We start from the raw sequence: 26,205 nt of genomic DNA, 5'->3' as shown, positions 1-26,205 counted from the left end.
TTGGAGACCCCAGCCGCCCGGCACAGCGCCTCGACGCCGATGTTGACGCCTTCCCGGTAGAAGAGCTCGGCAGCGGCGTCGAGCAGCCGCTCGCGAGTCGGGGCCGTCGCCGCCGCGGCGGGCCCGGGGGCGGCGAGTGCGCTGGAGGTCATGAGCGTCAGCCTACGCCTGGTGTTGCCGAAAGGAAACCGATCGGTTTACAGTCGTGGAAACCGATCGGTTTCCACCGTCGGCCGTCACTCTGGGAGCAGATTCATGACCGCAATCGCAGGTTCGACCGTTCTCGTCACCGGAGGCAGCCGAGGCATCGGCAGGGCCCTGGTCGAGTCCCTGTACGCCCGGGGCGCCAAGAAGGTCTACGCCACCGCCCGTGACCCCCGGAGCATCACCCACCCCGACGCGGTCGCGCTGGCCCTGGAGGTCACCGACCCCGCGGCCGTGGCCGCCGTCGCGGCACAGGCACAGGACGTCACCGTCCTGATCAACAACGCCGGCGCGGCCATCGGGGCATCGTTCCTGACCTCCCCGGTGGACGACGTCCGCCGCGAGTTCGAGACCAACTTCTACGGTCCCCTGCAGATGACCCGGGCCCTCGTCCCGATCATCGAGGCCAACGGCGGCGGCCACGTGCTCAACGTGCACTCCGTCCTGTCCTGGCTCGCGCTCTCCGGTTCCTACAGCGCCTCCAAGGCCGCGTTGTGGTCCCAGACCAACTCACTTCGCCTGGAGCTGAAGCCGCGCGGCATCACCGTCACCGGGCTGCACGTCGGGTACGTCGACACCGACCTGGCGGCACACATCGACTCCCCGAAGACATCGCCGCAGAGCGTCGCGGAGCAGGCGCTGGACGGCATCGAGTCCGACGCCTACGAAGTTCTGGCCGACGAGCTCTCCCGCCAGGTGAAGGCGGGTCTGGCAGCCGACCCCGCAGCCCTGTACCCGCAACTGGCCGGCTGAGTGGAATCGCCCCGCCGCGACGACCGCGGGCGCGATCGATGAGCTTGCTTGGGGCGCGGTGGCCGTCCTGGGCTGCGTGCCGAGATCTTGCGCCGCGTCTTCGGTTCGGCCGGTAGGAGCTCGTCGTTCCTGGTGAGGGCGCCGTTGTGCAGCAATGCGCCGCTCGCTTCACCGTCTGCGGTACAGGAACAGCGGCGGCGTGACGCGTGGTAGGGGGCTCTCGTTGCTGTCTGCTCGCGTCGGATGCGCCGAGGCCACTCAACTTGTGTATTCGGCCGGCTCGTGGACCACGCCACGTTGTTCGCCCGTCATGCCCATTCGGCCCTGTGGCACCAGTGCGCCGATCCATAGATCACTCATCAACAGGAGGTAGTGCCATGTCTGCAAACAGCGCACTCGCATATGAAGTCTTCATCGCCGACCCGATCCCTCTGAGCGTTCCCGAGCTCGTCCCCAACGGCGACCGCCGGACGTTCTCGCCCCTGTCCGTCACGCTCATTCACGGCGAGCGTGACGCCGTGCTCGTCGACCCGCCCATGACTTCCGCTCAGGTCGAGGCCGTCGGTAAGTGGATCGAGGTCAGCGGCAAGAACCTGACCCACATTTTCGTGACCCACGGTCACGGCGACCACTGGTTCACCGCCGGTGTCCTGTCCGAGCGATTCGGCGCCCAGGTCGTGGCGACGACCGGGACGATCAAGCAGATGCACCACAACGTGTCGATCCGGCCAGGCTTCTGGGACAAGCTTTTCCCCGGTCAGATTCCGGACGCTCCGGTCACGGCCGTCACTGTGCCCGACAACCGGTTCACGCTTGAAGGCCATGAGTTGGTGATCATCGAAGCCGGCCACAGCGACACCGACGACACCAGCGTCCTGCATGTCCCTGAACTTGACCTCGTGGTCGCGGGCGACGTGCTCTACAACGGCGTGCACCAGTTTCTGGTCGAGGCCCGGCATGGTGGCCTGGACGCGTGGCGCGGAGCCATCGGAATCGTCGAAGACCTCAGGCCCCGCTGGATCGTCGCCGGACACAAGAACAAGGAGTTCGACGACGACGCCACTCGCATCATCAACGAGACCAGGCAGTACCTCGACACCGTCGACGAGCTGCTCCTCCAGCACGACAGCGCTCTCAGCTTCTTCAACGCCATGTTGGAGCGGTTCCCCGAGCGCCTGAACCCGGGCGCTCTGTGGGGTGGAGCCGTCGCACTCTACTCGTGACCTCCAGTTGGTGACCGCGCACAGCGGCCGCAGCGGTAACCGACCGTCGGCTCACCGCCCGTCGGAGACCCGTCACTCGGTCCCAACCGGCGATCCCCGGGATCGGGGTGGCCGCCACCGGGTGACGGGATCCCGTCACTACCACGCCACCGGGCACCGGGCCACCATCGATGCGAACGGCGGCATGGGCCCGGCACGCGGTCGAGTGCGGCATCAATCGCCTCAAGAGACATCGAGCCGTGGCCACCGGGTACGACAAACTCGCGGTCCGCTACGAGGCCGCCGTCCTCGTTGCCGCCGTCAACGAGTGGCTGGGACGTACTGGTCCGACGACAACTCGAACACCCGTACTCGCCGACCGCAGGTGGGATTGACGGTCTCACGGACCGGATGCATCCCCAGTTTGATCATGATCCGTTCGGAGGCGTGGTTGCCCACTTGAGTGATGCTGACGATCCGCTCCAGCCCCCGCTCTTCGAACCCGAACCGTACAGCGGCCGCAGCGGCCTCGGTGGCCAAGCCCTGCCCCCAGTGGGAACGTCCCAGCCGCCAGCCGACCTCAACCGCCGGCAGTACCTCCGGCAAGAAGTTGGGCACCGAATGACCGGTGAACCCGGCCAGCTCGCCAGTGGACCGGATCTCCACGGCGAACAGGCCGAAGCCCTGTGACTCCCACTCGCGCTCCCATGCCTGGATCCCGTCGCGGGTCTGCTGTTCGTCACGGACGCTGCCGTCACGGATCCACCGCATGACCTCGGGGTCGGCATTGACGGCAGCCATGGGCGCAACGTCTTCCTCGCGCCAGCGACGCAGGATCAAACGGGGAGTCTCAAGCGTGACCATCCGATCATTCTGGATCACAAATGGGCTCTCCACCATCCTCATCAGGCACTTTCGATACACGCCTTAGGCCTGACCGGCACGAGCAGTGCGGCCTTCGGACGACGCCCACAGTGCTACCAGTTCCGCGGCGACGAGGATTGCCACGTAGGCCCAGCTGTGGGGCAGGGTGGTGGCGGCCGGAAGGGCCAACAGCAAAGCGACCCCCTGCAGCACGGTGGAGAACACCGGCAGACCCTTCGCTGCCAGGCCCCTCCATGTGCGGAACACCGTGATCCCCCAGAGGGCAGGGAAGAGCAGGCAGGCGACGGCAGCAGCGGCGAAGATCGGAACAGCGAGAAGGTTCCCTGCGTTGGCGGCGATACCAGGTGAGTCGTCGCCGGGTACGAACACCGGGTGTTCCACGTGCCAGTTCGCGATGAGCGTCGCCTGCACGAACACCGCAGGGAACACGGCTGAGGTCAGGGCGGCTGTGCCATGCCGGCGCCAGGATCGAGCCGATGCCTCGCCAGTTCTTACCACTGCTACTCCCTGTCCGTACGACCTGTCACAGCTCACCCGCTGCTCGGATGCGCCGCGGCGTCGGTGCTGATCGTGTGCGTGCACAACGCCGGTCGGCGCGCTCATGGCTGCCGCCCGGCCTGCCCACTCGGCGCGGAGGCCCAGCGCATTTCCCGTGATGCTTGAGTTCTGCCGGAAGGATCACATCCGGAGCGAGAAGCAGATCGTGGCGGCGTGATCACAGGTGAGGGCCGTGTCTACGCCTCTGCAGCACTCAGCGCCACGTCCAAGGGGACCGCCAGCCCGACTGACCTCATGAGAAGCCGGCCGGGCTCCACCTAGTGATCATGCACCAACGGCGGCGGGCAGCTCGATCCGCCCGGTGTACGCGCCCTGGTTGTCCTCACGGACATCCTGCTCATACGCGATGTCCCCGCCGCCCGTATACGGGACGAGAATCCCGAACTCGAAGCGGTGGCTCTTGACCCGGTATGTCGCCGCATCCAGGACCAGGACCTCCTCCAGCCGGGACAGCGTCAGCTGGTCCGCGTTCACTGGGACACCGGCCTTGCGCAACTGCTCGGCCGTGGGGTCGAACTCCCGCCGCGCCTTCTTCGCCCACGCCCGGTTCTTGACGGCGGCCAGTTTCTGCTTGCCGCCGGCCACCCGGAGTTCGACCGTACCGCCTGTCTCGGTCAGCTTCACATCGCCACCGCCGGCGGCCTGCGCGTACCGCCTGAACTCCTCGATGGCCGCGACCGGGTCCTCGGTCTTGTTCTCCATCTCGGGGTCGGAAGCCGGTGCCCGCTTCCACGCCGCACCGTCCTCCTTGACGTATGCCGTGCCGTCGACGACGTAGATCTCCTCGCTCTTCTTCGTCCCCTTGCTACTGGTGCTGACTCCCTCGGAGTGCAACGCCTCGGGGTCCGTACCCCGGTGGACCGTGGCCCGATACCTGGCAGCGCTCCGCTGTCCCTGAAGAGTCAGTCCCTCGCTGCCCGTGACCGAGAAGGTCCATCCGCTTTCGCCAGCCATCGCCGCCTCGGCGAGGTCGAGGAAGTCCTCCGGCGACTTGGGGCTTTCGGGGGACGGCTCGACGGACGACGTCGCCCCAGGACTCCCGGCGCCGGCCTGCGCAGACCCCGTCTCCGCGCCGCAGGCGGCGAGCGGCAGCGCGAGGGGGAGAACGAGTGCGGCGGTCAGGCGGCGAGTACTCATGGACCTCTTCCTTGCGTCACGGCGGAAGCGCGGACTGTACAGCAACGGTCGGCCCGCGATCACTGCGGCACCCATTGGGCGTGAATCGCAAGGAATGCAGATAAATCAGGAGCCATGGGGTCCCGAGCGGTGTAGGCGAACAGCACGGGCAGGAGTGGGACGCCAAATGCCGCACGGCTGGGCACTCGAGGCTGAGGTACGGGAAGGGACTGCGCGGCCATGCGAGCTGGGTCATCATCGGGTGCGTTGTGCTGGACGCGGGCTTGCCCGACCTCCCTGAGCGGCCGCGGCACTGACACCCCCGGACCTCCCGGCGGCCTCACCGCCTGGCTCGCCGACCTGTTCGATGGGCTCCTGGACCACCATGCTGCTGCGCCCGCTGCGGGACCACTGAAGCGGGCTCCGACCCGGGTGCTGTGAGGCCGGAGCGTGTCCTGCACCTTCAGCCGTCTCCCCACCGGTCGGTCGCTCCAGGGGGATTTCCCGGGTCTACCCGCTTGTTCAGGTCGGCCGGTGTGCGGGAAGTGCCCGTTCGGGGCCGACGGTTCAGGCGATGCCTGAGGGCGAGGAATATCGCATGCAGCACCCAGGCCAGCACGGCTCCTGGTAGTGCCCCCCACACCGCCAGGTGGGCCTGGGGGACGCTGGGGTACGGGTGGCAGGGGCCCGTGCCGAGGACACAGTGCGGGGAAAGCGCCTCGCTCAGAACGAACCAGCCGACGAGCGCGAGTACACCCGCGCTGTACGCCGCCAGCAGCCCACGGGGCAGGGGGAACGGCGCATAGCCGCTTCCGGCCCAGAGGGCAGCGAGAATCTGGGCGCCCCAGACAAGCGCGAACAGCGACCACGCGGAGATCGGCTCGCCGAGGAGCAGTGGCACCTCGCCGACTACGGCCGCGGCCAGGCCTGCGGGGAGACCGAACCGGACGATGAGACTGCCGGTCCACCTGGGAGGACCGAACTGCGTCCAGGTGTGCTGTCTGCCTCGGCGCCATGTGACGTGGTGTCCGACGAGCGGCATCGACGCTGCGGTGAGCACGAGTGGCGCCAGGACGCTCTGCGAGGTGCCCGCGATCAGGAAGCCGAGGTCCCCGAGAAAGACCAGTGCGGGCGGACGTGACGGAGCGATGAAGGATGCCGCGTACATTGCCATGGACGGCAGACGCATGAGGAAGTCGAAGGACGGGGCGAGACCGACGGTGCAGACCCCCAGCAGCGCATAGAACATCAGTCGCGGGTGGCGGTTGCGAACCAGGACCGGCGTCCAGGTGCGGGCCAGCAGCATCAGCCACCATGACAGGGCCCACCCGCACAGGCACATCACCCCGGCGAATGGGACGATCATCGTCAGCTCTCTTCCATCGCCCACCATCACGAAGCTGGAGGCTCCGGTAGGCGAGAGCAGACATCCGAGACACAGGCCCAGGCCGACGCCGATGCCGGCCCGTCCTACGCGAATCCGGGTGGGGCGGTCGGCCGGGGGACCGTGTCCTGAGGAGTCGGCGGCAACCCCCCACAACGTCGCCCCGACCGCACCGACGAGCAAAGCGGCAGCGATCAGGGAGGCGACCGCTTCCCAGGCGAAACCCTTCTGGCTGCCACCACCGACGGGTCCGAGCTGCACCATGTCCCACAGGAACGCCGTCGTGATCCCCACGGTGCACATGTCCTGGAAACCCCAGCCGAGCAGGAGTCCAGCGTCGTCCAGCGCCCTGACACGCAGAGCGAGTGGCGGATGGACCCGCAGCATGACGAGCCGAGTTCCGGCAGGGGATGCGAACGGCCGGCTGTAGCGGGCGAACAACCGCTGAAGGGATTCGGCAGATCCTTCCCAGGACCGCACGCGTGCGTCCGCATATAGCTCACGGCTGCGCAGAACCGCGTTCTTGAGCAGGGTGACCAGCACCGCCAAGAGGGCCACGGCTACCCCGTAGACGAGAAAGGCCGCCCGTTCGGCGGCCGGTATCGTTCCGGCCTGGGTGCTGCCCAGCGCAGCGAGTGCCGAAATGGCCAGTAGCGGGGGCCCGAACATGCGCCACACGATCAAGGTGAGAAAGGCGATGTCCAAGTCGCGGTTGCGGATGTGTGCGAATTCGTGCAGGACGACGGTACGGAACGCGTCACGGTCAAGGGTGAACAGTCTGAGAAGTCCGCCGCTCAACACCACGCGCCGCCCTCTCACCCGCCCGAACGCCAGCGCGCTGATACGCGCGTTGAGGGGATTCGTCAGGAATGTGACCCGGGGAACCGCACCTGATGCGCACAGCAGATCGTCAAGGTAGTGCGAGAGTTCCGGCATGCCGGTCAGCGGAAGGTATCCGCGCCGCCGGGTTCGCCAGCGCGGCAGCCATACGTAGACACAACCGATGACCAGCAGGAGGCAGGTCCAGGAAGCGGCAGGCGCCACCCAGCTTGTCTGGCGGCGAGGATCGGAGCAGCCGATGTCGAACAAGGGCGGGATGCCGATGCCGGAGTCAACATCGTGCCGGCGCGCCGCTTCCGACGTCGCACGCGCGACACAGTCGTAGAAATCGACCGTATCGGTCACATGCACTGAAGTGAAGATCATGGACGATGCCCCGCTCACCAGTAACGCGGCAATCACGACCACTACTGCAATGAGCATGACGAAGCGCACCGTGGTGCCGGACGGCAGATCCGCCAGACCTCCCGTGGATCTGCCCTGCGCGTACCGAGTCGTCAACGGTCATTCACCGTCCGAAGGCGTGCCCTCCCCAGGGGAAGGTGTTCCCGAAGCCAGAGTGACCAATTCCGCCACGATCCCGTCCGCGATCGACCGGGCCTGCGCCTCGGGGACTCGCATTCGCATGGCGGTTTCCACCGCGACCCGGCGCACCTGAGTCAACTGTTCTGCCGACAGCCGCATCGCCGCCACGTCGGCGGTCGTGATCTCGGCACCCCTTCGACGCAGCCGTGGGACGAACCTGCGCTGCACGACGTCAATGGCGCGGTCGGTCCACCGATCGGTGAGGTTGTCGAGGACCTTGACAGCCGCTGCGAGCGCACCGGTGCTGATCAGTGCCGTGATCGCCTCGAGCCCGATACCCAACGGCTCGTCACGCTCGTCGACCAGCAGCCGATTCCGCGGTGATGCCCTGTGGAACGCAGATGCCGTCATGGCGAACTGCGGCAGCTCCTCAGGCGCAGTCGCCTCCACGGCGCGGCGGGCGAGCCGCGTCGCCAACGCATTCTCGTTTTCCTGCCTCATCAGATGCCCCCGACCAGCGACCCGCCCTCATCCCTCAGCAACGATCTCCACCGTAGTAGGTACCCGCGACACAGCACAGACCCAGCGCCACTGCGTCGAGTTCCCCGGCCTCACGCCGCGGGTGACGAGGAGGAACCTCGGGTGGCTTCGTCCGCCACTCCCCGGGCGGTCTGGTCACCCGCTATGACCTTGAGGTGCTGGGGGGACGGCAGACCGCCCGGTCACCGGTGACCCTCGGCACCCCGTACGCGGATGCGGTGAAGGCGGTGCGGATCCTCACCGGGACCCTGTCCGGCCGGAAGCTGCTTCGGGGTATGACTGCTCTGCCTTCCGGAGAGCGCCTCATCCGGCATCGGAGAAGCATGCGTTGACGCACACACGCACGCGTGTCCACACGAGGGACGCATGTTGCGGGACCTGCCACACGGGCCGCCGCTTGTTACGGTGGCCGGCCCAGCTATGAGCAGTGGTCCCATTCTGGGGGCAAGGCCGGAAGAGGCCAGTGCCGGCGATGGGTCACATTCCTGCTCGCAGGTGGCTCGCACCTCCGCCACTCCCGGTGGCGGGGTCGGCCTGCTGCCGGGCAGATCTTCAGAGCCGGATTCGTCGCTGCTGTCCACTGCCGGTTCGCACGGCACACGGCTCTTTCGGATGGGACCCCGGGCGGCAGTGGTCAAGTCGCTGAAACCTTGCCACCCTCCGAATGAGAGCATATGCTCGCAACGGGGGTGGGTTCCCTCTGTCACGACTGTCGTCAGCTGGACCGAATGTCGCCGCGCGTGATCGCAAGCCTTCGGCCAGGCGGACGTTGTCGGCAGACGCGCGAACCCGGCTGGGGTGCCGCCTGGCTGTACGAACGTGCCTGCAGCGGCCTTCGGGGCGCCCGTAATAATGTTGATTCAATTAGCTGAGGTCATATTCCGATCATGCCTTTTGAGCCTTTCGTCGGATCTTATTTGCTGCGTCTCGGCCTTTCTCTCGACGAGCACCGCAAGCCCTCGGTCGCGGGTCTGCAGGCCCTGCACAGGGCCCACGTCGAGCGAGTGCCCTGGGAGACCCTGGAGGTCCACTTGGGTCGGCCGACGACCGTGGACCCTCACGAGTCGATAGCCAGGATCCTGCTCGGGCGCGGCGGGTGCTGCCACCAGCTCAACGGCGCCTTCGCCACTCTGCTGACCGCGCTGGGCTACGACGTCACCTTGCACCGGGGCGGGGTGCAATCGGACGCCGGCTCACAGTCGCCCGGCGCCACCAGCGGACACCTCGTGCTCACCGTGGACTGCGAAGGCCAGACCTGGGTCGTGGACGTCGGCTTCGGTGACGCGCTGTACGAGCCGATGCCTCTGCGCGCCGGCAGCTACCGGCAGGGGCCCTTCACCTACCGGCTGCGGCCGTCGCAGGTTGAGCCGGGCGGCTGGCGGTTTGACCACGACGAGCGCGGCGCTTTCGCGGGGATGGACTTCACTTTGGCGCCCGCTGCACCGGCCGACTTCGCCGAGTCCCACGCGGCGACGTTCACCTCGCCGGACGACTCGCGGCTCGTGCGCGTCGCCTCGGTGATGCGCCGCCGCGCAAACGGCTTCGACCACCTCCGGGGGTGCGTGCTGAGCAGCACCGACGGCACCGGCCGCACGCAGCGGGAGCTGTCCACCGCCGACGAGTGGTTCCGCGTCCTGGCCGGTACCTTCGGCATGACCCTGGTCGAGATAGACCCTGCGGAGCGTACCGCCTTGTGGGAGAAGGTACGCGCCGCTCATGAGGCCTGGCAGGCGGGCCGAGCCGCCGGGCAATCCGTCTGACACCAGGTCAGCGCAGGGGAGCCGCAGGTTCCCTGGCGCGGCGGGCCGGACGCCCCGGTCCACGGGGCTCGGACTTGTGTGTTCGCCCCCTTTGGCCCGGACGTGGGTGGGGGTACCCCTGGCGCAGTCAGGGGGAGAGTCCAGGACGACGCGGGTCACGTCGACCAGGCCCGCGTCGTCGAGCCGGTGCAGGACTGCTTCGTGGTACGACAGGCTCCGGCGGGTGGCCACCGTGCTGCTGGCCGGGGACGTCCCCCCACGCCGGTAACCGTGGTGCGGGAAGGCCGGGACATGCCAAAAGCCTTTCACACTATCCTGACGGCAGGTCAGCCGGCGCGGGGGAGATGGGGGAGGGTTCCATGACGGATGAAGTCACAGCGAGCGACTGTTTCGTCTGCCGGAAGCACTGTGATGACTCGCTGATGCCTGGAGGGGCTGTATGGATGGACGACCTGGTGGTCGTCTCACATCTGTCCCCGCGAGCTCCCGGTGGTGCACGCTCGGTCTATCTCGGCCATCTCCTGGTGGAACCCCGCAGGCATGCCGGCGGTCTCGGTGATCTCAGCGATGCGGAAGCTCAGCGTGTCGGCTTGTGGTGCGCCCGAGCCGCCGGCGCCTTACGTGAGGCCGGCGGCGCCGAGCACGTGTACGCCGCCGTCATCGGAGACAACGTGCCCCATCTGCATGTCCACCTCCTGCCCCGATACCCCGGGACTCCCCGTGACTACTGGTGGCAAAGAGTCGACGAATGGCCGGATGCTCCTCGCGGAGGCGAAGCCGAAGCCGCCGCGATGGTCGAACGACTGCGTGTACGGCACAGTAACGAGGTACCGCGAGCACTATGACCGCACCGACGGTGACGCGACCCGCGCCGCGTTGAATGGAGCTGCCCGGGGGAGCGGTGGCAGGTCTCCGGGAGCGGGGCCTTCGTGATGGAGGCCGGGGTACCGTTCGTGGACCGGCCTCCGTCAGGCACCGTGGCGTTGGCCGCCGACGAGGACCATGCGGCCGCGGTGCCAGTGCGGCACGGATGGCCTGCCCTCCTTCTTCCACTGGGCCCTGACCGCCGACGACCTGGACACCGCCCTTGCCACCGCAGCCGCCCACGGCGGAGGCACCGTCTCCGCACCGGCTTCGGCACGGCGACCCGGAGTCCGCTTCGTCTGTCTCGCCGACCCCGAGGACGACCTCGTCGAGGTGCTGCGCCCGGGCCGGTGGACCAAGGCGGTGTCAGCGGCCCTCGAAGTCCAGGGCGGGTCGCGGCTGTCCGGCCTTGAAGGCCTTGACCGCCGAGGCCAGACCGGCCTTGACGTCCTCGGTCTCGAAGAGCGGCATCGCGATGTCGAACATGGCCTCGTCGGCCGCGGCGACTCCGCCGACGGCCCAGGCGCGCAGCAGGGCCTTGTGCGCGGCGTAGGCGCGGGTGGGGCCCTTGGCGGCCTTGCGGGCGAAGGCCGTTGCCTCCTCCAGCAGGGCGTCGTCGGCGATGACCCGGTTGACCACGCCGGCGTCGGCCATGACGGCGGCGGGTACCTGTTCGGAGGTGAGGGCCCATTCGGAGGCGCGGGCGCGTCCGGCCCGTTCGGCGACGCGGTAGATGCCGCCGAGCAGTGTGACGACGCCCAGGGTCTGCTCGGGGTGGCCGAAGCGGGCCGACTCGGCGGCGAAGATCACATCGGCGCGGAGGGCGAGTTCGAGGCCGCCGCCGAAACACAGTCCGTGCACGGCGGCGATCACCGGCATCGGCAGCCGCTCGAGCTGGTTGAAGACCTGCATGTACCTCTCGAAGAGGGTGCGCAGTTCCCGGGTGTCCGCGTCCGGCCAGTCGACGATGTCACCGCCGAAGCTGAAATCCGGCCCTTCGGCGCGGACCAGGACTGCCCGGGCGCCGCTGTGGCCGATGGCCTCCAGAGCCTCGGCGAGATCGCCGGCCATCTGCGGGTCGATGCGGTTCTGCGGCGGATGGCTCAGGACCAGGGTGGCCAGGTTGTCGTCGATGGAGTAGGTCAGGTGCGGCATGGGGCTTCCTTCGGGTTGCTCAGGCGAGGTGTTCGCGGAACCAGGCGAGGGCGGCGGTGCTCGCCTGGTCGAACTGGGCGACGTAGGGGTCGAAGTGGCCGCCGGGGATGAGTTGCAGCCGCTTGGGTTCGAGGGCGCGTTCGTAGGCGGCCAGGGCCAGGTCGGTCACGGTGACCGTGTCGCCCAGGGCGACCACCATCAGCAGCGGCGTGGGGGAGACCCGGGTGATCCAGGTTCCGGGCTCGTACATGCGGGCCGCGCGGGTGGAGCGGACGGTGACCTCGTTCTCCCACACGCCGGCGGGCTTGGGCTGGAGGTAGAAGTCGATGGCCTCCTGCGTGCGGTAGGACGCGGGCACGGCCGGGTCGCCGCTGACGATGGTCACGGTGTGCGGCGCCTCGCCGCGGAACCGTGCCCGCTCGTCCTGGGCGAAGGACTCCTCCAGGCCCGCGACGGCGTCCGGTGCGACGCGCCGCTGCCCCTGTTCGAAACCGCTGATGGTGGGCACCTGTGAGACCACGGCGCGCAGCCGGCGGTCGGTCGCGCCCAGCACGATGGCGTGGCCGCCGGCGTAGCTGGTGCCCCACAGGCCGATGCGGGCGGCGTCGACCTCGGGCCGGTTTTCCAGGTAGGAGATGGCCCGCCGCCAGTCGGCGATCTGCTGCCAGGGATCGACGTCCTGCCGGGGCTCGCCGTCGCTGGCCCCGAAGGTGCGGTGGTCGTGCAGCAGCACGACGAATCCGTCCTCGGCGAAGGTCCGCGCGAACGGCTCGAGGCCGTGTTCCTTGACCCCCGCGTAGCCGTGGGCCATCGTGATCGCCGGATGCGGGCCGGGCCCGTCCGGCAGGAAGAGCCAGCCGCGCAGCGTGACTCCGCCGTCTGCGGTGAACTCGACGTTCGTGCGCTGGACCATGAACAACAACCTCCTTGGTGAAACCGGGGCTCAGCCCTGGTGGAAATGATCGGCTTCGACGACGCCGTGCAGCCGTGTCCGCAGTTCCGCGGAGAACCGGTGCACCGCGCCCAGCGGCCGGTGATGGATGGCGGCCCGGACGATCCGCCCGCTTTCGTCCTTCGTCAGGATGGTCACGCCGTCGAGCCGCATACCCCCGAAGGCGGTGGCCTCCCATTCCAGGTAGGTCCGGGACCCGTTGATGGCCTGTTGGGTGAAGGCGAGGGACTCGTAGATGCCGCTCGCGGCACCCATCACGCTCTTGACCTGGTCCCGGCCCTCGATGGGGCGGGTGAGCACGCTCGCCTCCAGCACCACGTCCGGGGCGAATGCCTGGCCGAACGCCGCGGACGACTTCTCGGCGAACGCGCTGGTCCAGCCCTGCGGGGTCACGGTCCCCGGCGGGGCGCTCCCCCCGGACGGAAGCGTCGTGGCCAGGAAGCGGTCGAGGTGGCCGGCGACCTCGGCCGGCTGCTCGAGGTGGATCCAGTGCCCGCCCCCGCCGACCGACACCGACTCCACCGAGGGGAACCGGGGCGCAACCTTGCCGCTGACCACCTCCTCGGTGACGAACCCGTCCTCCTCGCCGCGCAGGATGAGCACCGGCCCGGAAAAGCGGCTCGGCTGCTCGCCCGCCGGGTGACCGGTGTTCCAGCAGTCGGCGAAGTCGTGGACGACCGCAGGACGCATGCGTCCCGCGCTCACCACCAAACGGTCGAGTTCCGCCTCGGGCAGCCGTGTGCCGGCCAGCGGAACCGGAGTCAGCAGCACCAGACCCCTAGCACGCTCGGGCCGTTCGGCGGCCACGAGTTCGGCCACAGCAGCCCCCATGCTCTGACCGACGATGACGAAGGGCTTGCCGAGGGTGTCGACGACGGCGCCCACGTCGTCGGCGAACCGGTCGTAGCCGAACGGCCCGCTTGCCGCGGTGCGGTCGCCGCAGCCGGCCAGGTCGAGCGTGACGTACTCGACGCCGGCGGTGGTGAGTTCGGCGGTCAGGGGTTCCCAGACGTACTGGTCGTCCAGGAAGCCGTGGACGAACACCAGGGCGCGGTCACCCCTGCCCCGGCGGCGGAAGCGCACGTCGGTGGTCCCGATCCGCTCTGTCGTCATCGGCGTGCTCACTTTCCGGGGGCGGACGTCGCCCCGGAGGCGGACCAGTCCTGGGTGTCGATGGGGGACCAGTCGGCCGCCCGTGCGTCCAGGCGCTGCATCCGCCGACCGCGCCGGGTCGCGAGCAGTTCCTGGTCCAAAGGGGTGGTGAAGACGTTGTCGACCAGGGTGTACTCGGCGGCGAGGCGGCCGACGGCCGGGAGTGCGGCGGTGTCGATCCGCCCGCGTTCCAGGTAGAGGTCGTCCCTGACGTGGATCCGCACCACCCTGCCCCACACGACGTGATCGACTCCGTCGTCGCCGACCGGAATGATGCGGTCGACGACGCACTCGAAGGAGATCGGCGCTTCCTTGACCCGCGGTGGACGGACCACCTCCGACGGTTCCTTGCCCAGGCCGAGCGCCTCGAACTCGTCCACGTCCGGGGCGAAGGCGAACGCCGAATCGTGCAGGGACTGAGCCTGCGGCAGGGTCGCCAGGTTGGTGACGAACTCGCCGGTGTCACGGATGTTGACGAAGGTGTCCTTCAAGGTGACGCCGTCGGCCTGCGGCTGCAGGGTCAGGGAGACCATGGGCGGCTTCCGCCCGACCGCGGTGAAGAAGGAGATGGGCGCCAGGTTGGCCACGCCCTCGCCGGACACCGTGCTGACCCAGGCCACGGCGCGCGGAATGATGCTTCCGATCAGCAGTTTGTAGGCGTGAGCGGCGTCGAGTTCCGCAGTGTCAATGATCATCGGAGATCCTCCGTTGATTGCGGCGCGGCCCGTGGACCGCGCCGCGCGCGGTACGGCCGTTGCCGGAGGAGCGACTCGTGCGGCGGCGCTGACCGAAGACCAGTGCCGGCGCGGGGGACCGAGTCCCTAGATGACATAAGCGTAGAGCGGTTGATTATGTCGTGCAAGGAAATGTGAACGGCGAATTCCGCCCTGGGGTGGGCGGCGTGCGGTCAAGAGGGATGTGCTGGTCGTCGTGGAAGACCGGGATGACGCGGCGTTCCTGGAGCCGGCGGTGCGCGAAACCCAGGTGTGGTCGTGCACGAGATCGGGGTCCGCTGCGATGGCGGTGCACACCTCGGCGACGCCCGGCGTGTAGGCCGGGGGAGGTCGTCGCTGTCCCGCAGCGGCATCGTGGGGGTGATCGCCGTCTTGCCGTCGCGGGTAGTGTCGAACAAGGCGCGGTGCCCCACCGGGCCGGTCGGACGTGGTGATCGCGGCCGCCCTCGACCGGATCGCTCCCGCCGAGGTCGTGGTCGACGCGTGCGTCCCACCGCCCGCGCCGGGGCGCGCGAGGTGTCCGGTGCCGGGCCTACGACGCGCTGTGGGCGCGTTGCCTCGCCCGGTAGGCCCGCAGGTTCGCCGCGTTGCCGCAGACCTTGACGTTGTGCCAGACGCCGCTGTTGTTGCGCGAACGGTCGAAGAACATCGTCCCGCACCGGTCGTTGCGGCACATCTTCAGCCGCTGCCAGGTGCCGGCCTGCTGAGCCTGGAAGATCTCGATCAGGGCCAGCGCCGCCACCCGGCGCCATCCGGTGCCGCGGACCTCGGGGCGCACCTGCCCGTCCGCGCCGAGCTGCATGGCGATGGCCGCGGTGTGCAGCGGGGGCAGCGTGTGGTCGCGGCCCCCTCCCGCCGCCCGGCGCAGGTCGTCACGGAAAGCGCGAAGCGCCTCCTGGTCCTGCGGTTCGAGCGTGATCTCGGCCAAGGAGGTGCCGGTGGACTGACTCCACTGTGTCAGTGCCGCGTCGAGCCAGGCTTGGGCGTCGCCGGGATCGGCCAGCAGGTCCGTCCTGCGGGGCTTGCCGGCGGAGATGGTGTTCATGAGGTCCTGGACGAAGGCAAGCCCCTCGGGGGCCGGCTCCGTTTCGTAGCGAACCGTGGCCGGCCAGCTCATCCGGATCACTCCCCGCAGTAGGCGTTACTGATCTGCAACAGAAGCATACGCCTTTTGCCTCTCGCGTCAGCCGGCCTGGATCCGCAAGGTTCAGGAAGACACCCTGACGGCGCCCGGGCCCAGGGCCGGCTCGACGTCGGCAGTGGCGACCTCGTGGCCGCAGGAACAGCGCAACTCGACGTGGACTTCGCCGCCGCAGCCGGAGTGGTGCAGCAGTACCGGTGCGCCCGCCGGGTCGCCGAGGTGGGTGTCGCCGTACTGGAGCAGTGCGGCCAGCACCCACTGCAGGTCGTGGGCGGACGGCGTCAGGTGGTACTCGTGGCGCGAGCGCTGCCCGGCCTCCTGGTAGCTGCGGCGTTCCAGCAGGCCGGCGTCGACCAGCTGCCCCAGGCGTTCGGTCAGGGCCCGGCGGGAGACGCCGAGGTGGTCGGCGATCTCGTCGAAGCGGTGAAGTCCCGCGAAGACCTCTCGCAGGATGAGCAGTGTCCATCGCTCGCCGACCAGGCTCAGGGTCGCAGCGACGCTGCAGTTGTTCAGATCGAGTTCCCGCCACTCCATGCGGACAGGATACCTCAGGGTTCTCATGTGGAACTCAGCCTTGACACTCCTGGGTTCCAGTTGGAGACTTAGGTGGTCAGCGCTGACCCGAAGGCATCGTCCGGCCGTGGTTAGAGCGTGACCGGCTCGGTGATCGGCCGTGTGGGCATCACCGGCCAGGCGGTCCGCCGCCGTGCCTTCCGGTCGTTGCGCGCAGCGCCGGTCAAGAGCCGGCGCGGGCCGGTGCGATTCCCCACCCCTTGCCGCTTCGGCTCTGAGCATGGAGGAAGCATGTCCCGCAACCAGGCGATCGTGGATGCCTGCCGGCGAGCGTATTCCGGATTCGAGAAGAACGATTCGTCCGACCTGGTGGCCCTGATGTCGCCCGAGGTGATTTTCCACTTCCCCACTTCCCTGCCCTACGGCGGGACATTCCGTGGCCGGGAGGGTTTCACCGCCTTTTACCAGGACCTCTTCGATCACTACTACGAATACTTCAACTACGACGCGCACGCGGTGCTCGACGCCGGTTCGCACGTGGTGGTTCCCGTCCGGGCCAGGGCGAAGGCGAAGAACGGCCGGACCATGGAGAACGAGCACTGCCTGCTGTTCACCGTGACCGACGGGTTGATCACCGAGGCGCGGCTGTACGCGGACACCGCCAAGGGGCGTGACGTGATCGAAGGCCTCCAGGTCTTCCCCTCGGCGGCCTCCTGAGCCCCGGACCGCCACCTGCGCTCACGAAGAATTCACCCCCTCCGTGCCGGAAATCCTTTCCGGATCTCTCGCCGACCGAAGGAAAACGAATGACCCTTGCGTACAGCACCGCGGGCAGTGGGCCGATCAAGGTGCTCTGGGCGCACTCCTGGCTCGCCGGCCACGAAGCCTATGACGGCATGATTCCCTTTCTCGACACCGAGCGGTTCACCTGGGTCTTTCCGGACTTCCGCGGCTACGGGGCGTCCAGGGAACTGACGGGAGACTTCTCGGTCTCCGAGATGGGGCGGGACCTCATCGGCGTCGCCGACGCCCTGGGATGGGACGAGTTCCATCTGGTCGGCCACTCCATGGGCGGCCAGGCCGCGCAGTGGGTCTCCGGGCAGCCGGAAGTCCAGGGGCGCCTGAACGGTCTCGCGCTGCTGTGCGCCGTTCCCAGCCGTGCCTTCCCCCTCGACGCCGACGGCCGGAGGTTCTTCGAGTCGGCCACCGACAGCCTCGACGCCCGGGCCGAGGTCATCACCGCCGTGACCGGCGGACGGCTGGGCGCGGGCTTCGTCCGCCGTGTGAACGAGCAGTCCCGTACGACCGTCGATCCCACGGCGATGCGCGCCTACCTGCGGACCTGGACGCAGGACGACGTCTCCGGAGAGGTCAAGGGCTACCAGGGCCCCGTCCTGGTCATCACCGGCCAGTACGACGCCGTGCTGACCGCCGCTGTGGCCGAGGAGCAGATCGTTCCCCAGTACACCGACGTACGCAGTCTCGTTCTCGACGGCGCCGCCCACCTGCCTCCCATGGAAACCCCCGCCCGCACCGTCTCGGTGATCGAGGAGCACTTCCTGAGGGAGGCCGGAACGACGGGCGGCTGACGAGCACCTGCCCCTCCATCCCCTTTCCCCAGGCCACCGCCGCGGACGTTCCGAGAGGCCATCAACATGATCATCAATGCCGACGAACTGGATGCGAAGTCGTCGTACAAGCTCCTCATCGGGTCGGTCACGCCGCGCGCGATCGGCTGGGTGAGCACGCTGTCGTCGTCCGGTGTCGCGAACCTGGCGCCGATCTCGTTCTTCACCGTAGTGAGCCGCATACCCCCGATGGTGTCACTGACCATCCAGCCCCGGTCGGACGGGAAGACCATCAAGGACACCCTCGTCAACATCCGGGACAACGGTGAGTTCGTCACCAACCTGGTCACGCTTCCCCAGGCCCACCAGATGCATCGCAGTGCCGTCGAATTCGACAGCGACCAGGACGAGTTCGACGAGGTGGGCCTGGCCAAGGAGGCCTGCGAGGTGGTCCGGGTGCCCCGGGTGAAGGACGCCCCGATCGCCATGGAATGCGTCCTCGACCGCATCATTCCGGTCGGCGACGTCCTGGACCACGTGGTCTGGGGCAGGGTCGTACGGTTCCACCTCAGGGACGACATCTACATCGAGAACGGACGGATCGACACCGGAGCGATTCCGACCGTCGGCCGGCTTGCCGCCGAGTACACCCTCGCCGACAACGCGTTCGTCCCGCCTTTGCCGCAGGGCGTACTCGGCGCACGCCAGAGCAAGCGCATGCGCCGCCTCGACGAACACCCGGACGGATGGTCGCCGGTGGACGCCGCCGACTGGTCCCCCTCCGGAGCCACCAAGGCCTGACGGCACGACAACACCGGCCCAGGGCGGCACCGACGCGCTACCGGCGCCGATCATCCACCCCGCCGCACAAGCACCGCACCACACTCCTCGAGGAGGATCGATGCCCGTCTTCAACGCCCACATCCCCGCCAACCGCTACACCCCGCAGCAAAAGCGCGCGCTCGCCGACGCGCTCAACCAGTCGCTGGTCCAAGGCCTCGGAATCCCCGAGGGCGACCGCTTCATCATGATCAGTGAGCACGGCGAGAACGAGCTGTTCCTGGACCCGACGTTCATGGGCATGCAACGCAGCGGCGACGCCATGATCATCACCGTTCTCCTGGGTGCCCACCGCCCCCTGGAGGACAAGCGGGCCCTGGCGGCGACCATCAACAAGCTGGTGGTCGAGGCGCTCGGCATCTCGCCCGACGACATCTTCATCGCGATGATCCCCGCCCCGAACGAGAACTTCTCCTTCGGCAGGGGCGAACTCCAGCTCGCCGACGACGCCCCCCGCTGGTGAACCCGATGGCCACCGAGCGGTCGGCGCATCGGCCTGCGACGAGGCCGCACTGCCCGCTCGGTGGCGCCCGGCAGGATCGCGCCGGTGAAGGCGGCTGCGATGGACGGCATGACCAACGCGCCCGCACACCGGTTGAGACCCGGGCGGTGGTTCGTTCGCCTCACCGTCTACGGCATGGTCTGACTACCTGGCCTCGGCGAGGGACCTTTCGCGTTACCGCTTGCTCACCGCCGTCAGCACCTCCAGGCGCGCTCCGGCGAGCTGAGGATGGAGTCAGGCGTGACGGCCCGGTCTACCTGACCGGGCCTTCATCTTCTCCTGGCTGTTCGTCAGGCATGTCCAGGATGGCCTCCCGGGTGTACCGAGGGCTCCCTGGGGGTGGGGCCACCCTCGGGGCCATGAGTTCGGCGAGGAGCCTGCTCAGGTCATCCGTGGAGAGCGCCAGGTCCAGGGTCTGCAGGATACGCAAAGCACAGTCCCGGATGGCCTGAGCGTGCTTCTCGGGCGCCGCCGTGCTCCTGATCTCGTCACACACTCGGCTGAACTGCTCAGCGCTGATCGTTTGCCGACTTACCGGTTGCGCCATGGTGTACTCCTCGTGGAAGCGCGGGCCGTTCCACCCGCTCTTCCAGAAAGCGCTGAGCACACCCCAACGGCAACCGGAGAGAACCAGCGCGCAGGCGCTCGACCAGAGCCGCTCAGACCTCGTCGGCGCGCGGTCGAGGTGCGCTGGCACGGGACACCACGCAACGACGTCTGGACCCAGCCCTGTGAGGTTCGGCGTAGATGTCACTGGGGTGTTCGGTTACGTGCGTCACCGAAGGCGGAGCAAGTTCGTACAGCTCAAGGCGCGTTCTCGTGAGTGATCACGACGACATGGTTCCGAACATCCAGTGACAGCCACCCGTGTCGCCCAGTGTCAGCTTCCCCGCACCTCATACGGGCATAGCGGTCGGCCTCCACGCGCTGTCCCCGCCGGATCGGCGACTTCACGCAGCGGTCACGGGCTGTCGACGCCGCTCCTTGCCGGGGCGGATCGTGATCCACTCCACACGATGGACTCGGAAAGCGGTGGGTCGCCGGCTCGACCCCAGGGCCAGCCACAGCCCCTGAAAAGGGAAAACGCCCCCGCCGAGGATTCTCGGAGGGGGCGTTTTTGATGCTTCGGATTACCTCGTGTGTTTGGCGTCGGCATCCGTACGGGCCAGCACCGCATCGAGCGTGGCGTACTCGGCCTCCTCGATCGCGGCGGCGGCGAAGTCGATCGCGTCCAACGCGTAGGACTCCGCATCGTCCGCCGCACGGTCGGCACGCTTCATGTCGACTTCCGCCTTCCGTTCCTCGACGCGGGACTTCACGGACTGAACGTGCTCCCGCCACTTGGTGCCCACATCCGCCAGCGAGGCGGAGGCCTCGGCCTTCTTCGCCGACACCTCGCGCTGGAGCTTGTCCGCCCTCTGTATCGAGTCCTGCTTGGCCTTGGTGACCGAGTCCGACAGTTGCTTCCTGTCCTCGGAGATCGCGTGCTGCACCTTGTCCTGCGCTTCGTGCGCCTTCTCCGAGAGCGCCGCCATGCGATCGGTCGACCTTGACATGGGAATCCAGCCTTTCTGACGAACAGGCCCCCCGCGACTCCGATCGGAACACGCTGCGTGTACGAGCGCATCCACAGGCACACTCCGCAACCGCCATCGGGGCGATCCGGTCGAGGCTATTCCTCACCGGGGCGTCACCGGCGACGACCGAACCCTGACGCCGGCGGCCCGGCACCGAAGCGCGCTCGCCCGGCAAGCGCGCGGGGGCGCTCGGGTCAGCTCGTGCTGCTGGAGAGGGTCGTCTTCCGTGCGGCCACGCCGCGGGAAGGCCAAAAGACCGCGGCCGCGGTCCAGCACTGGCCCACGGACTGATCCCAGGGCCGGCAGGGTGATCTCCAGCTCGTAGGACCAGGACGGGTCCAGCTACTGTCAGCGGCTGCGCACCACCTCGTCTGCGCATCGGGTAGGGCAAGCTCGAGCGCGGCGATCAGCGCGGCGTCGGCGCCGGCGGAGCACGCTCCCCATGACAACCCTGCGAAGTCGTCGCCGGAAGCGCCGGGACGCGCCCCGTGAGGTCATGGACGGGCATGCCGGCCTCCAGCGCCTTGCGTATGAAATTGGGCCGGACGGGGCGGCGTAACGTGGGAAGTGCCCGCCTGGCCGGTTCGCCCACGTGGTCCCTGACATCCATTGGTGCCGCGCCCGGTCAGGCGGGTTGGTCACCACACTTCTGGTCCGCCGCCGCGCCATCCGATCGCGTCGGGATCGGCGAAGGCGAACAATGCGGGGTCGAAGCCAGAAAGCCACAGGAACTGCTCCAGCTCCTTCATGCCGCGGGCAGTCCCGAAGTACGTCCCGTTGATCGTTACCCTGCTGCCGGCGACGGGCGGGTTGACGATGACGGGCGGCTCATTGGCGGCCATACGCTCAGCGTGTCTCGCATGGATCGCCGGTGCATCCTGGAGGCGCGAGTCCCGCCAGGCTTCCCTTCCGGGGCCTGGTCAAGAGGGCTGCCCGTCGTGCGCGACGGGCAAACAGGGGCCGGTGTGCCGCGGTGACTCCGAGAGGCCTCAGACCCCCCAGATCCAGGCTCACACGCCTGCTGTCGCTCGTCGAGGGCGGCTCCGAGACCACTCCACTCGCGTGCCCACCCTGCGCTGACCTCGACGGAAGTGCATCCCGGGGGTGCGGTCCCGCCCCGAGAAGAAGACCCACAAACGGGCCGTCATCGCTCTTGCGCGCTGCCGCCAGCGTCCTGCGGGCACCTTCTAGGAGACGGTCGATGCTTCGAGAGCATCCCACCCCTCCCTGCTACCGGCCGTGCGACAACTCCGGTCACGTCACAAGCCGGCAGGCGGTTGCTCCCCACGGTGATCGCGGAACGAAGCGGCTACGCCCCCATCCACACTATGTCGACTGACTCGACATGTCGAGTCAGTCGACATAGTGTGGATGGGGTGACCGAGTCATCCGAAGCCGAGCGCATCACCGCACTGTCGGCACTCATCGACTGGGCCGAGCGCAGGGAACGCATGACTTCCGACCGGGCTGATTTCGTGGCCCGCGCGTGGCGTGCGGGCTCCCAGAGCGTCGCTGAGCTGGCCAGACTGGCCCGCGTCTCACGCGACACCGTCTATGCCGATCTCGCCGCACGCGGCATCGAGGTGAGCAAACGGGGCAAGGGCAGCGCCGGACCTCTGACCGGCCGGGGCGGCGCACCCCTCAACGCGGAATCCGTACGCGTGATTGCGCGGATCGCGGACGCCGTCACGCGGCCCGCCTACGCACACGATCCCGCCGATCCCCTCACGCATGCCGCCCATGCCGCATCCGGGGCCCTGGGTGCCGCCGCCGACGTGCTGGACCCGCCGGCGGACCAGGGGCCGGGTTGGGAGCCCAAGGGCACCCTGCCCCACCTCGCGGAGCGGGGACAGATGGTGTCCCACCAGGCCCACCGGGCGCTGGCCGCGATCGCCGAGCGGGAAGAACTCGCCGCTTCCGTCGGCCTCCGACGCCGAGCGCTCCTGCACACCGGCCGGAACGCCGTTGCCGACGCCGTGACATTGACGGTGACCGTGCCGACGGGCGAGACCGTCACGGTGGACCTCGGCGACGACGGGACCGGCTGGACCGCCATGTCCAGTGCCAGCGCGCTGGTCGGCGAGGATGTGGACGTCCTCGACCACCTGGAGGTGCAAGCCGCGTTCCAGGTGCTGGCCCAGGTGGTCACCCGGCACCTCGCCGAAGCGGCCCTCGCGCCACGGCGCAAGGACGCGCTGCCCGGCACACCGCCGCCGCGCACCCGTTACCTGCCGGGCAATGATCACTGATAGACAGGCGCGCTTGCTGGTCTCGTAGACTGAGGGCGCCTTACCCGCAGCGCCATCACCGCTTCAAGGCAGGTACACCGTGACCGCCGACACGATCGCGCCCGAGTGGATGCACACGCCGATCACTGCGGCACAGGACGACTCCTGGTCTGCGGAGCAGTGCAGGGGCATCGAGATCGTGGACGGGATGGTCGTGGTGAGCCCGAGTGGGTCCCAGCGGCACAATCGCCTGGCTCGGCTCCTGGCGAATGCCCTGAATGCCGCTGCTGCTCCCGAATGGAATGCCCATATCGATTCGATGTCCGTCTTCAGGATGTCCCGCTGACCAATCGCCGCCCGGACGTTGTGGTGTACAGGGCGGACACCATCGACATCACCCACGTCGCACGGCCGTCCGGTTTCTGACAGCCGCCACCGGCGGGTTCGCCTGCGGGCGTCAGCGCCGACATGGGCAGCGGCTCCAGCACGGCTTGCGTGGTCGTCGGGTGGGCCGACAACCAGGACGTCCTGATCAGCTACTGCCGGACGTACGGCCAGAACGGCACCTGTACGTACCAAGATCGTTTCCCGGGCCCGGGTCACCCCGTGCGAGTGCGGGGATCGCCCGCGGAGGCCGGGTCCTGGGGAATCACGTGAGCGTGTGGTCGCCGATCCGGCTGTGCAGCAGCTGTGCGCACCTCGTCGCCGTCGGCGGCATGGCGAGGAGGCCGCCGTTCAGTGCGGATGCTCGATGAGCTGCTCTGCCCAGATCGTCTTGCCGCCTTGGCAGTAGCGGCAGCCCCAGCGCACGGCGAGTTGGGCGACGAGGAACAGGCCGCGTCCCCCCTCGTCGGTGGTGTGGGCACGCCGCAGGCGAGGCTGGGTGGGACTGGAGTCGGTGACCTCACAGATCAGAACGTCGTTGCGGATCAGGCGCAGGCCTACCGGTGGACTCGCGTGGCGGATGGCGTTGGTCACCAGTTCGCTGACGATGAGTTCGGTGGTGAACAGGAGATCCTGCAGGCCCCACTCGGTGAGTTGCCGGGCCGTCGACTTGCGGGCCTCGTGGACGGCGGCCGGGTCGGGCGGGACCTCCCAGCAAGCGCTGTCCTGTGCCGAGACGGCGCGGGTGCGGGCCAGAAGCAGCGCCGCGTCGTCGCGCAGCGGTTGGTCGACCAGGTCGGCGAGGAGAGCACCGCCGATGTCGTCCAGAGGACGGTCCGGGCGGCAGGAGGCGGCGAGGGTGTCCGTCAGACGCCGCAGCCCTCGGTCGAAATCGGCGCCGTCCTGTTTGATCATCCCGTCCGTGTAGAGGGCGAGTACGCTGCCGGGATCAAGGTCGATCGTGGTCGTTTCGTACGGCATGCCGCCGATGGCGAGTGGCGGTCCCGGGGACACCTCGACGACCTCGGCCGTCCCGTCGGGCCGGACCAGGAGGGGCGGCGGATGCCCGGCACTGGCCAGGGTGCAGCGTTGGGCGACTGGGTCGTAGACCGCGTACAGGCACGTGGCACTGACGGTGTCCTGGTGGGCCGGTGGGGCTTCGGCCGCGAGGCGCTGGACCAAGTCCGCGATCCGGGTGAGCAGCTCGTCGGGCTCGAGTTCGAGGTCGGCGAGGGTCTGAATGGCGGCGCGCAGGCGGCCCATGGCGGCGGTCGCGGGCATGCCATGGCCGACCACGTCCCCGGCGACGAGGGCCAACCGAAGGGAGGGCAGAGCAATGGCGTCGAACCAGTCGCCGCCGATCTCCGCTCCGCCACCTGCGGGCAGGTAGACGCCGGCGGTCTCGGCTGCCGGAGTGTCGGTCGTGGCCGGAGGAAGAAGCCGTTGCTGCAACGCGACAGCCGCCCGGTGCTCGCGCGTGTAACGGCGGGCATTGTCGATGGCGAGCGCGCCCCTCGAGGCTATCTGAGCCATGAGATCCGCCTCGTCCCCGGTGAACGGCGCGGATGAGCCGACGCGCCAGACCGATATGTCGCCGAGCGTGAGGCCACGAGCGTGCAGCGGTGCGAACATCACCGAATGACAGCCCTTCGGCAGGAGGAACTCGACCAGCTGCTGACCGCCGATCACGGCTTTGTACTCGTCGCGGCTGAGGATGACGGTCTCACCGTGTTGAAGGCCGCGCAGGACGGGGTGGTCGGGCAACGGTGGAACAAGGTCGCCGGGCTTGATGCCGGCCGGCCACCCCCCGGCGGCCGGTGCCATCGCGGCGTTGCGGAGATGAAGATCTCCACCGCCCAGCCGCTTCACGGGTTCATCGCCGTCGAATACGGCCTGCGCGAGATCGACTGCGGCGAAGTCTCCAAAGGCCGGCGCCAGTATGTCCGCCAGTTCATGCGCCGTGCGCACGACGTCGAGGGACCCTCCGACGCGCTCGGCCGTCTTACGAGCCAGGTCCAGGTTCCGACGAGACCGCCATTGATCAGTGGTATCGCTGTACAGCGCAGCAACTCCGGTCGGGCGTCCCCGCTCGTCCTCGAGGCGGAAGGCGGACAGTGACATGACCCGCTGCCGTGCCGGATCGTGCCGCCAGCTCACTGGCTGGTCCCTGCGGACCAACGACGCACCTGTATCGAGGACCTGACGCAGGAACGCCTCGGTGTTCTCGGCATCCCCATCCGACAACACGCTGCGCAGCCGGCCGCCGGGCGGCAAGGGGGGACAGCCAAACACGCGTGACAGGTTGTTGCTGTGCACGACGACCAGGTCCCGATCATGCAGGACGATCCCGATCCGGTCCTGGGAGGACAATGCGCGCAGGAGTGCTACCCCCTGTTCCTGATCTGACACGGAACGTGCAGGAGCCGCCACGACGAGGATATCGGCGGACCCCGCGATCTGCGTCGCCCGGAAGGTGACACGGATGAGGTCTCCGGACTGGTGGCGCAACCGCACCTGGCCGGATGCGAGGATCTCCGCGATCGTGTCCGGGTCGCCCGGGAGGTCGGCCAGCAGTTCCTGCACAGGGCGGCCGCAGACCTCCCCGGCCGTGAGCCCCGTAAGGTCCGCCGCCGCCCCGGTCCACTGCAGCACTGTGCCCCGGCTGTCGAGTACCGCGGTTGCCAGGCCGTCGACGGTGTACGGCCGGCCGCCAGAATTCGGAATGGGCATGCTCCTTGTCCCCTGGCAGTCGCGCAGCGGATGATTCATTCTCCTTATCCTCATTTTTCACCCCAGTGTCGGATGTCGGCGAGGGGGGAATCTGCGGC

The 26,205-nt window shown here is 68.5% G+C and carries 23 protein-coding genes and 4 pseudogenes; 11 read left to right on the top strand and 16 right to left on the bottom strand.

From position 1 onward, the window contains the following. Positions 1-255 precede the first annotated feature (255 nt). The 3 genes and pseudogenes from ACWDAS_RS36540 to ACWDAS_RS36530 form a co-directional block, all read left to right on the top strand. A complete protein-coding gene (locus ACWDAS_RS36540; protein ID WP_450399524.1) occupies positions 256-957 on the top strand; it encodes an SDR family oxidoreductase in 702 nt (233 codons plus the stop codon). 377 nt (positions 958-1,334) lie between these two features. After that, complete coding sequence (locus ACWDAS_RS36535; protein WP_450399521.1) at positions 1,335-2,180, top strand: MBL fold metallo-hydrolase; 846 nt, start codon at positions 1,335-1,337, stop codon at positions 2,178-2,180. Between the two features lie 188 nt (positions 2,181-2,368). Then, positions 2,369-2,494: pseudogene (locus ACWDAS_RS36530) on the top strand (IS5 family transposase); the annotation flags it as partial. Here the strand turns inward: ACWDAS_RS36530 and ACWDAS_RS36525 are convergent. The 5 genes from ACWDAS_RS36525 to ACWDAS_RS36505 form a co-directional block, all read right to left on the bottom strand. Continuing rightward, complete coding sequence (locus tag ACWDAS_RS36525) at positions 2,481-3,023, bottom strand: GNAT family N-acetyltransferase (protein ID WP_450399518.1); 543 nt, start codon at positions 3,021-3,023, stop codon at positions 2,481-2,483. The pseudogene ACWDAS_RS36530 and the gene ACWDAS_RS36525 overlap by 14 nt on opposite strands. A gap of 63 nt (positions 3,024-3,086) precedes the next feature. Continuing rightward, positions 3,087-3,461, bottom strand: coding sequence for a hypothetical protein (locus ACWDAS_RS36520; RefSeq protein ID WP_450399515.1), 375 nt, complete (start codon positions 3,459-3,461; stop codon positions 3,087-3,089). A gap of 405 nt (positions 3,462-3,866) precedes the next feature. Then, complete coding sequence (locus tag ACWDAS_RS36515) at positions 3,867-4,739, bottom strand: hypothetical protein (RefSeq protein ID WP_450399513.1); 873 nt, start codon at positions 4,737-4,739, stop codon at positions 3,867-3,869. A gap of 442 nt (positions 4,740-5,181) precedes the next feature. Then, entirely contained in the window at positions 5,182-7,443 is a 2,262-nt protein-coding gene (locus ACWDAS_RS36510) for a M48 family metallopeptidase (RefSeq protein WP_450399511.1), read from the bottom strand. Between the two features lie 3 nt (positions 7,444-7,446). Next, positions 7,447-7,968: a hypothetical protein gene (locus ACWDAS_RS36505; protein WP_450399509.1), complete on the bottom strand. Its 522-nt coding sequence runs from the start codon at positions 7,966-7,968 to the stop codon at positions 7,447-7,449. A 926-nt stretch (positions 7,969-8,894) separates the two neighbouring features. Between ACWDAS_RS36505 and ACWDAS_RS36500 the strand changes: the two genes are divergently transcribed. Beyond that, complete coding sequence (locus ACWDAS_RS36500; protein ID WP_450399506.1) at positions 8,895-9,767, top strand: arylamine N-acetyltransferase family protein; 873 nt, start codon at positions 8,895-8,897, stop codon at positions 9,765-9,767. Here the strand turns inward: ACWDAS_RS36500 and ACWDAS_RS36495 are convergent. Next, positions 9,753-9,971: pseudogene (locus ACWDAS_RS36495) on the bottom strand (hypothetical protein); the annotation flags it as partial. The gene ACWDAS_RS36500 and the pseudogene ACWDAS_RS36495 sit on opposite strands and share 15 nt — an antisense overlap. 140 nt (positions 9,972-10,111) lie before the next feature. On the opposite strand from ACWDAS_RS36495, the gene ACWDAS_RS36490 reads away from it, so the two are divergent. After that, on the top strand, positions 10,112-10,612 hold the full coding sequence (locus ACWDAS_RS36490) for an HIT family protein (protein WP_450399503.1): 501 nt from the start codon (positions 10,112-10,114) through the stop codon (positions 10,610-10,612). Positions 10,613-10,997: 385 nt separating this feature from the next. Here the strand turns inward: ACWDAS_RS36490 and ACWDAS_RS36485 are convergent, their stop codons facing one another. The 7 genes and pseudogenes from ACWDAS_RS36485 to ACWDAS_RS36455 all read right to left on the bottom strand — a co-directional run bounded on the left by ACWDAS_RS36485 (position 10,998) and on the right by ACWDAS_RS36455 (position 16,299). Beyond that, positions 10,998-11,786 (bottom strand): enoyl-CoA hydratase/isomerase family protein, encoded by a 789-nt coding sequence (locus ACWDAS_RS36485; protein WP_450399502.1) that lies wholly within the window; start codon positions 11,784-11,786, stop codon positions 10,998-11,000. Positions 11,787-11,805: 19 nt separating this feature from the next. Next, on the bottom strand, positions 11,806-12,699 hold the full coding sequence (locus ACWDAS_RS36480; RefSeq protein ID WP_450399500.1) for an alpha/beta hydrolase: 894 nt from the start codon (positions 12,697-12,699) through the stop codon (positions 11,806-11,808). Between the two features lie 30 nt (positions 12,700-12,729). Beyond that, entirely contained in the window at positions 12,730-13,851 is a 1,122-nt protein-coding gene (locus ACWDAS_RS36475; RefSeq protein WP_450399499.1) for an alpha/beta fold hydrolase, read from the bottom strand. Positions 13,852-13,859: 8 nt separating this feature from the next. Next, positions 13,860-14,585 carry a flavin reductase family protein gene (locus ACWDAS_RS36470; RefSeq protein WP_450399497.1) on the bottom strand — a complete coding sequence of 242 codons (726 nt, stop codon included), beginning with the start codon at positions 14,583-14,585 and terminating at the stop codon, positions 13,860-13,862. Positions 14,586-14,861: 276 nt separating this feature from the next. Beyond that, positions 14,862-15,019 (bottom strand): annotated as a pseudogene (locus ACWDAS_RS36465) (NAD-dependent malic enzyme); the annotation flags it as partial. Positions 15,020-15,156: 137 nt separating this feature from the next. Beyond that, positions 15,157-15,741, bottom strand: coding sequence for a CGNR zinc finger domain-containing protein (locus ACWDAS_RS36460; RefSeq protein WP_450399495.1), 585 nt, complete (start codon positions 15,739-15,741; stop codon positions 15,157-15,159). A gap of 90 nt (positions 15,742-15,831) precedes the next feature. Then, a complete protein-coding gene (locus ACWDAS_RS36455; RefSeq protein WP_450399492.1) occupies positions 15,832-16,299 on the bottom strand; it encodes a winged helix-turn-helix transcriptional regulator in 468 nt (155 codons plus the stop codon). A gap of 117 nt (positions 16,300-16,416) precedes the next feature. Between ACWDAS_RS36455 and ACWDAS_RS36450 the strand changes: the two genes are divergently transcribed. The 4 genes from ACWDAS_RS36450 (at position 16,417) to ACWDAS_RS36435 (ending at position 19,149) form a co-directional block, all read left to right on the top strand. Then, positions 16,417-16,995, top strand: a complete 579-nt coding sequence (locus ACWDAS_RS36450) for a nuclear transport factor 2 family protein (protein WP_450399489.1) — start codon at positions 16,417-16,419, stop codon at positions 16,993-16,995. An 89-nt stretch (positions 16,996-17,084) separates the two neighbouring features. Next, positions 17,085-17,867 carry an alpha/beta fold hydrolase gene (locus ACWDAS_RS36445; protein ID WP_450399486.1) on the top strand — a complete coding sequence of 261 codons (783 nt, stop codon included), beginning with the start codon at positions 17,085-17,087 and terminating at the stop codon, positions 17,865-17,867. Positions 17,868-17,933: 66 nt separating this feature from the next. Next, entirely contained in the window at positions 17,934-18,647 is a 714-nt protein-coding gene (locus tag ACWDAS_RS36440) for a flavin reductase family protein (RefSeq protein WP_450399484.1), read from the top strand. A 100-nt stretch (positions 18,648-18,747) separates the two neighbouring features. Next, positions 18,748-19,149: a tautomerase family protein gene (locus ACWDAS_RS36435; protein ID WP_450399482.1), complete on the top strand. Its 402-nt coding sequence runs from the start codon at positions 18,748-18,750 to the stop codon at positions 19,147-19,149. 1,169 nt (positions 19,150-20,318) lie between these two features. Here ACWDAS_RS36435 and ACWDAS_RS36430 read toward each other — a convergent pair. Then, positions 20,319-20,723 carry a hypothetical protein gene (locus tag ACWDAS_RS36430; protein ID WP_450399481.1) on the bottom strand — a complete coding sequence of 135 codons (405 nt, stop codon included), beginning with the start codon at positions 20,721-20,723 and terminating at the stop codon, positions 20,319-20,321. 680 nt (positions 20,724-21,403) lie between these two features. Next, positions 21,404-21,607 (bottom strand): hypothetical protein, encoded by a 204-nt coding sequence (locus ACWDAS_RS36425; protein WP_450399479.1) that lies wholly within the window; start codon positions 21,605-21,607, stop codon positions 21,404-21,406. Positions 21,608-22,093: 486 nt separating this feature from the next. Here ACWDAS_RS36425 and ACWDAS_RS36420 point away from each other — a divergent pair, with 486 nt between their 5' ends. Together ACWDAS_RS36420 and ACWDAS_RS36415 are read left to right on the top strand one after the other, a co-directional pair. After that, entirely contained in the window at positions 22,094-23,014 is a 921-nt protein-coding gene (locus ACWDAS_RS36420) for a hypothetical protein (RefSeq protein ID WP_450399476.1), read from the top strand. A gap of 79 nt (positions 23,015-23,093) precedes the next feature. Continuing rightward, positions 23,094-23,392, top strand: a pseudogene (locus tag ACWDAS_RS36415) (Uma2 family endonuclease); the annotation flags it as partial. Between the two features lie 336 nt (positions 23,393-23,728). Here ACWDAS_RS36415 and ACWDAS_RS36410 read toward each other — a convergent pair. Continuing rightward, positions 23,729-26,146, bottom strand: coding sequence for a SpoIIE family protein phosphatase (locus ACWDAS_RS36410; RefSeq protein ID WP_450399474.1), 2,418 nt, complete (start codon positions 26,144-26,146; stop codon positions 23,729-23,731). Between the last annotated feature and the right edge of the window lie 59 nt (positions 26,147-26,205).

The organism is Streptomyces sp. NPDC001070 (assembly GCF_053598835.1).
This window is presented reverse-complemented; position numbering and strand designations above follow the sequence as displayed.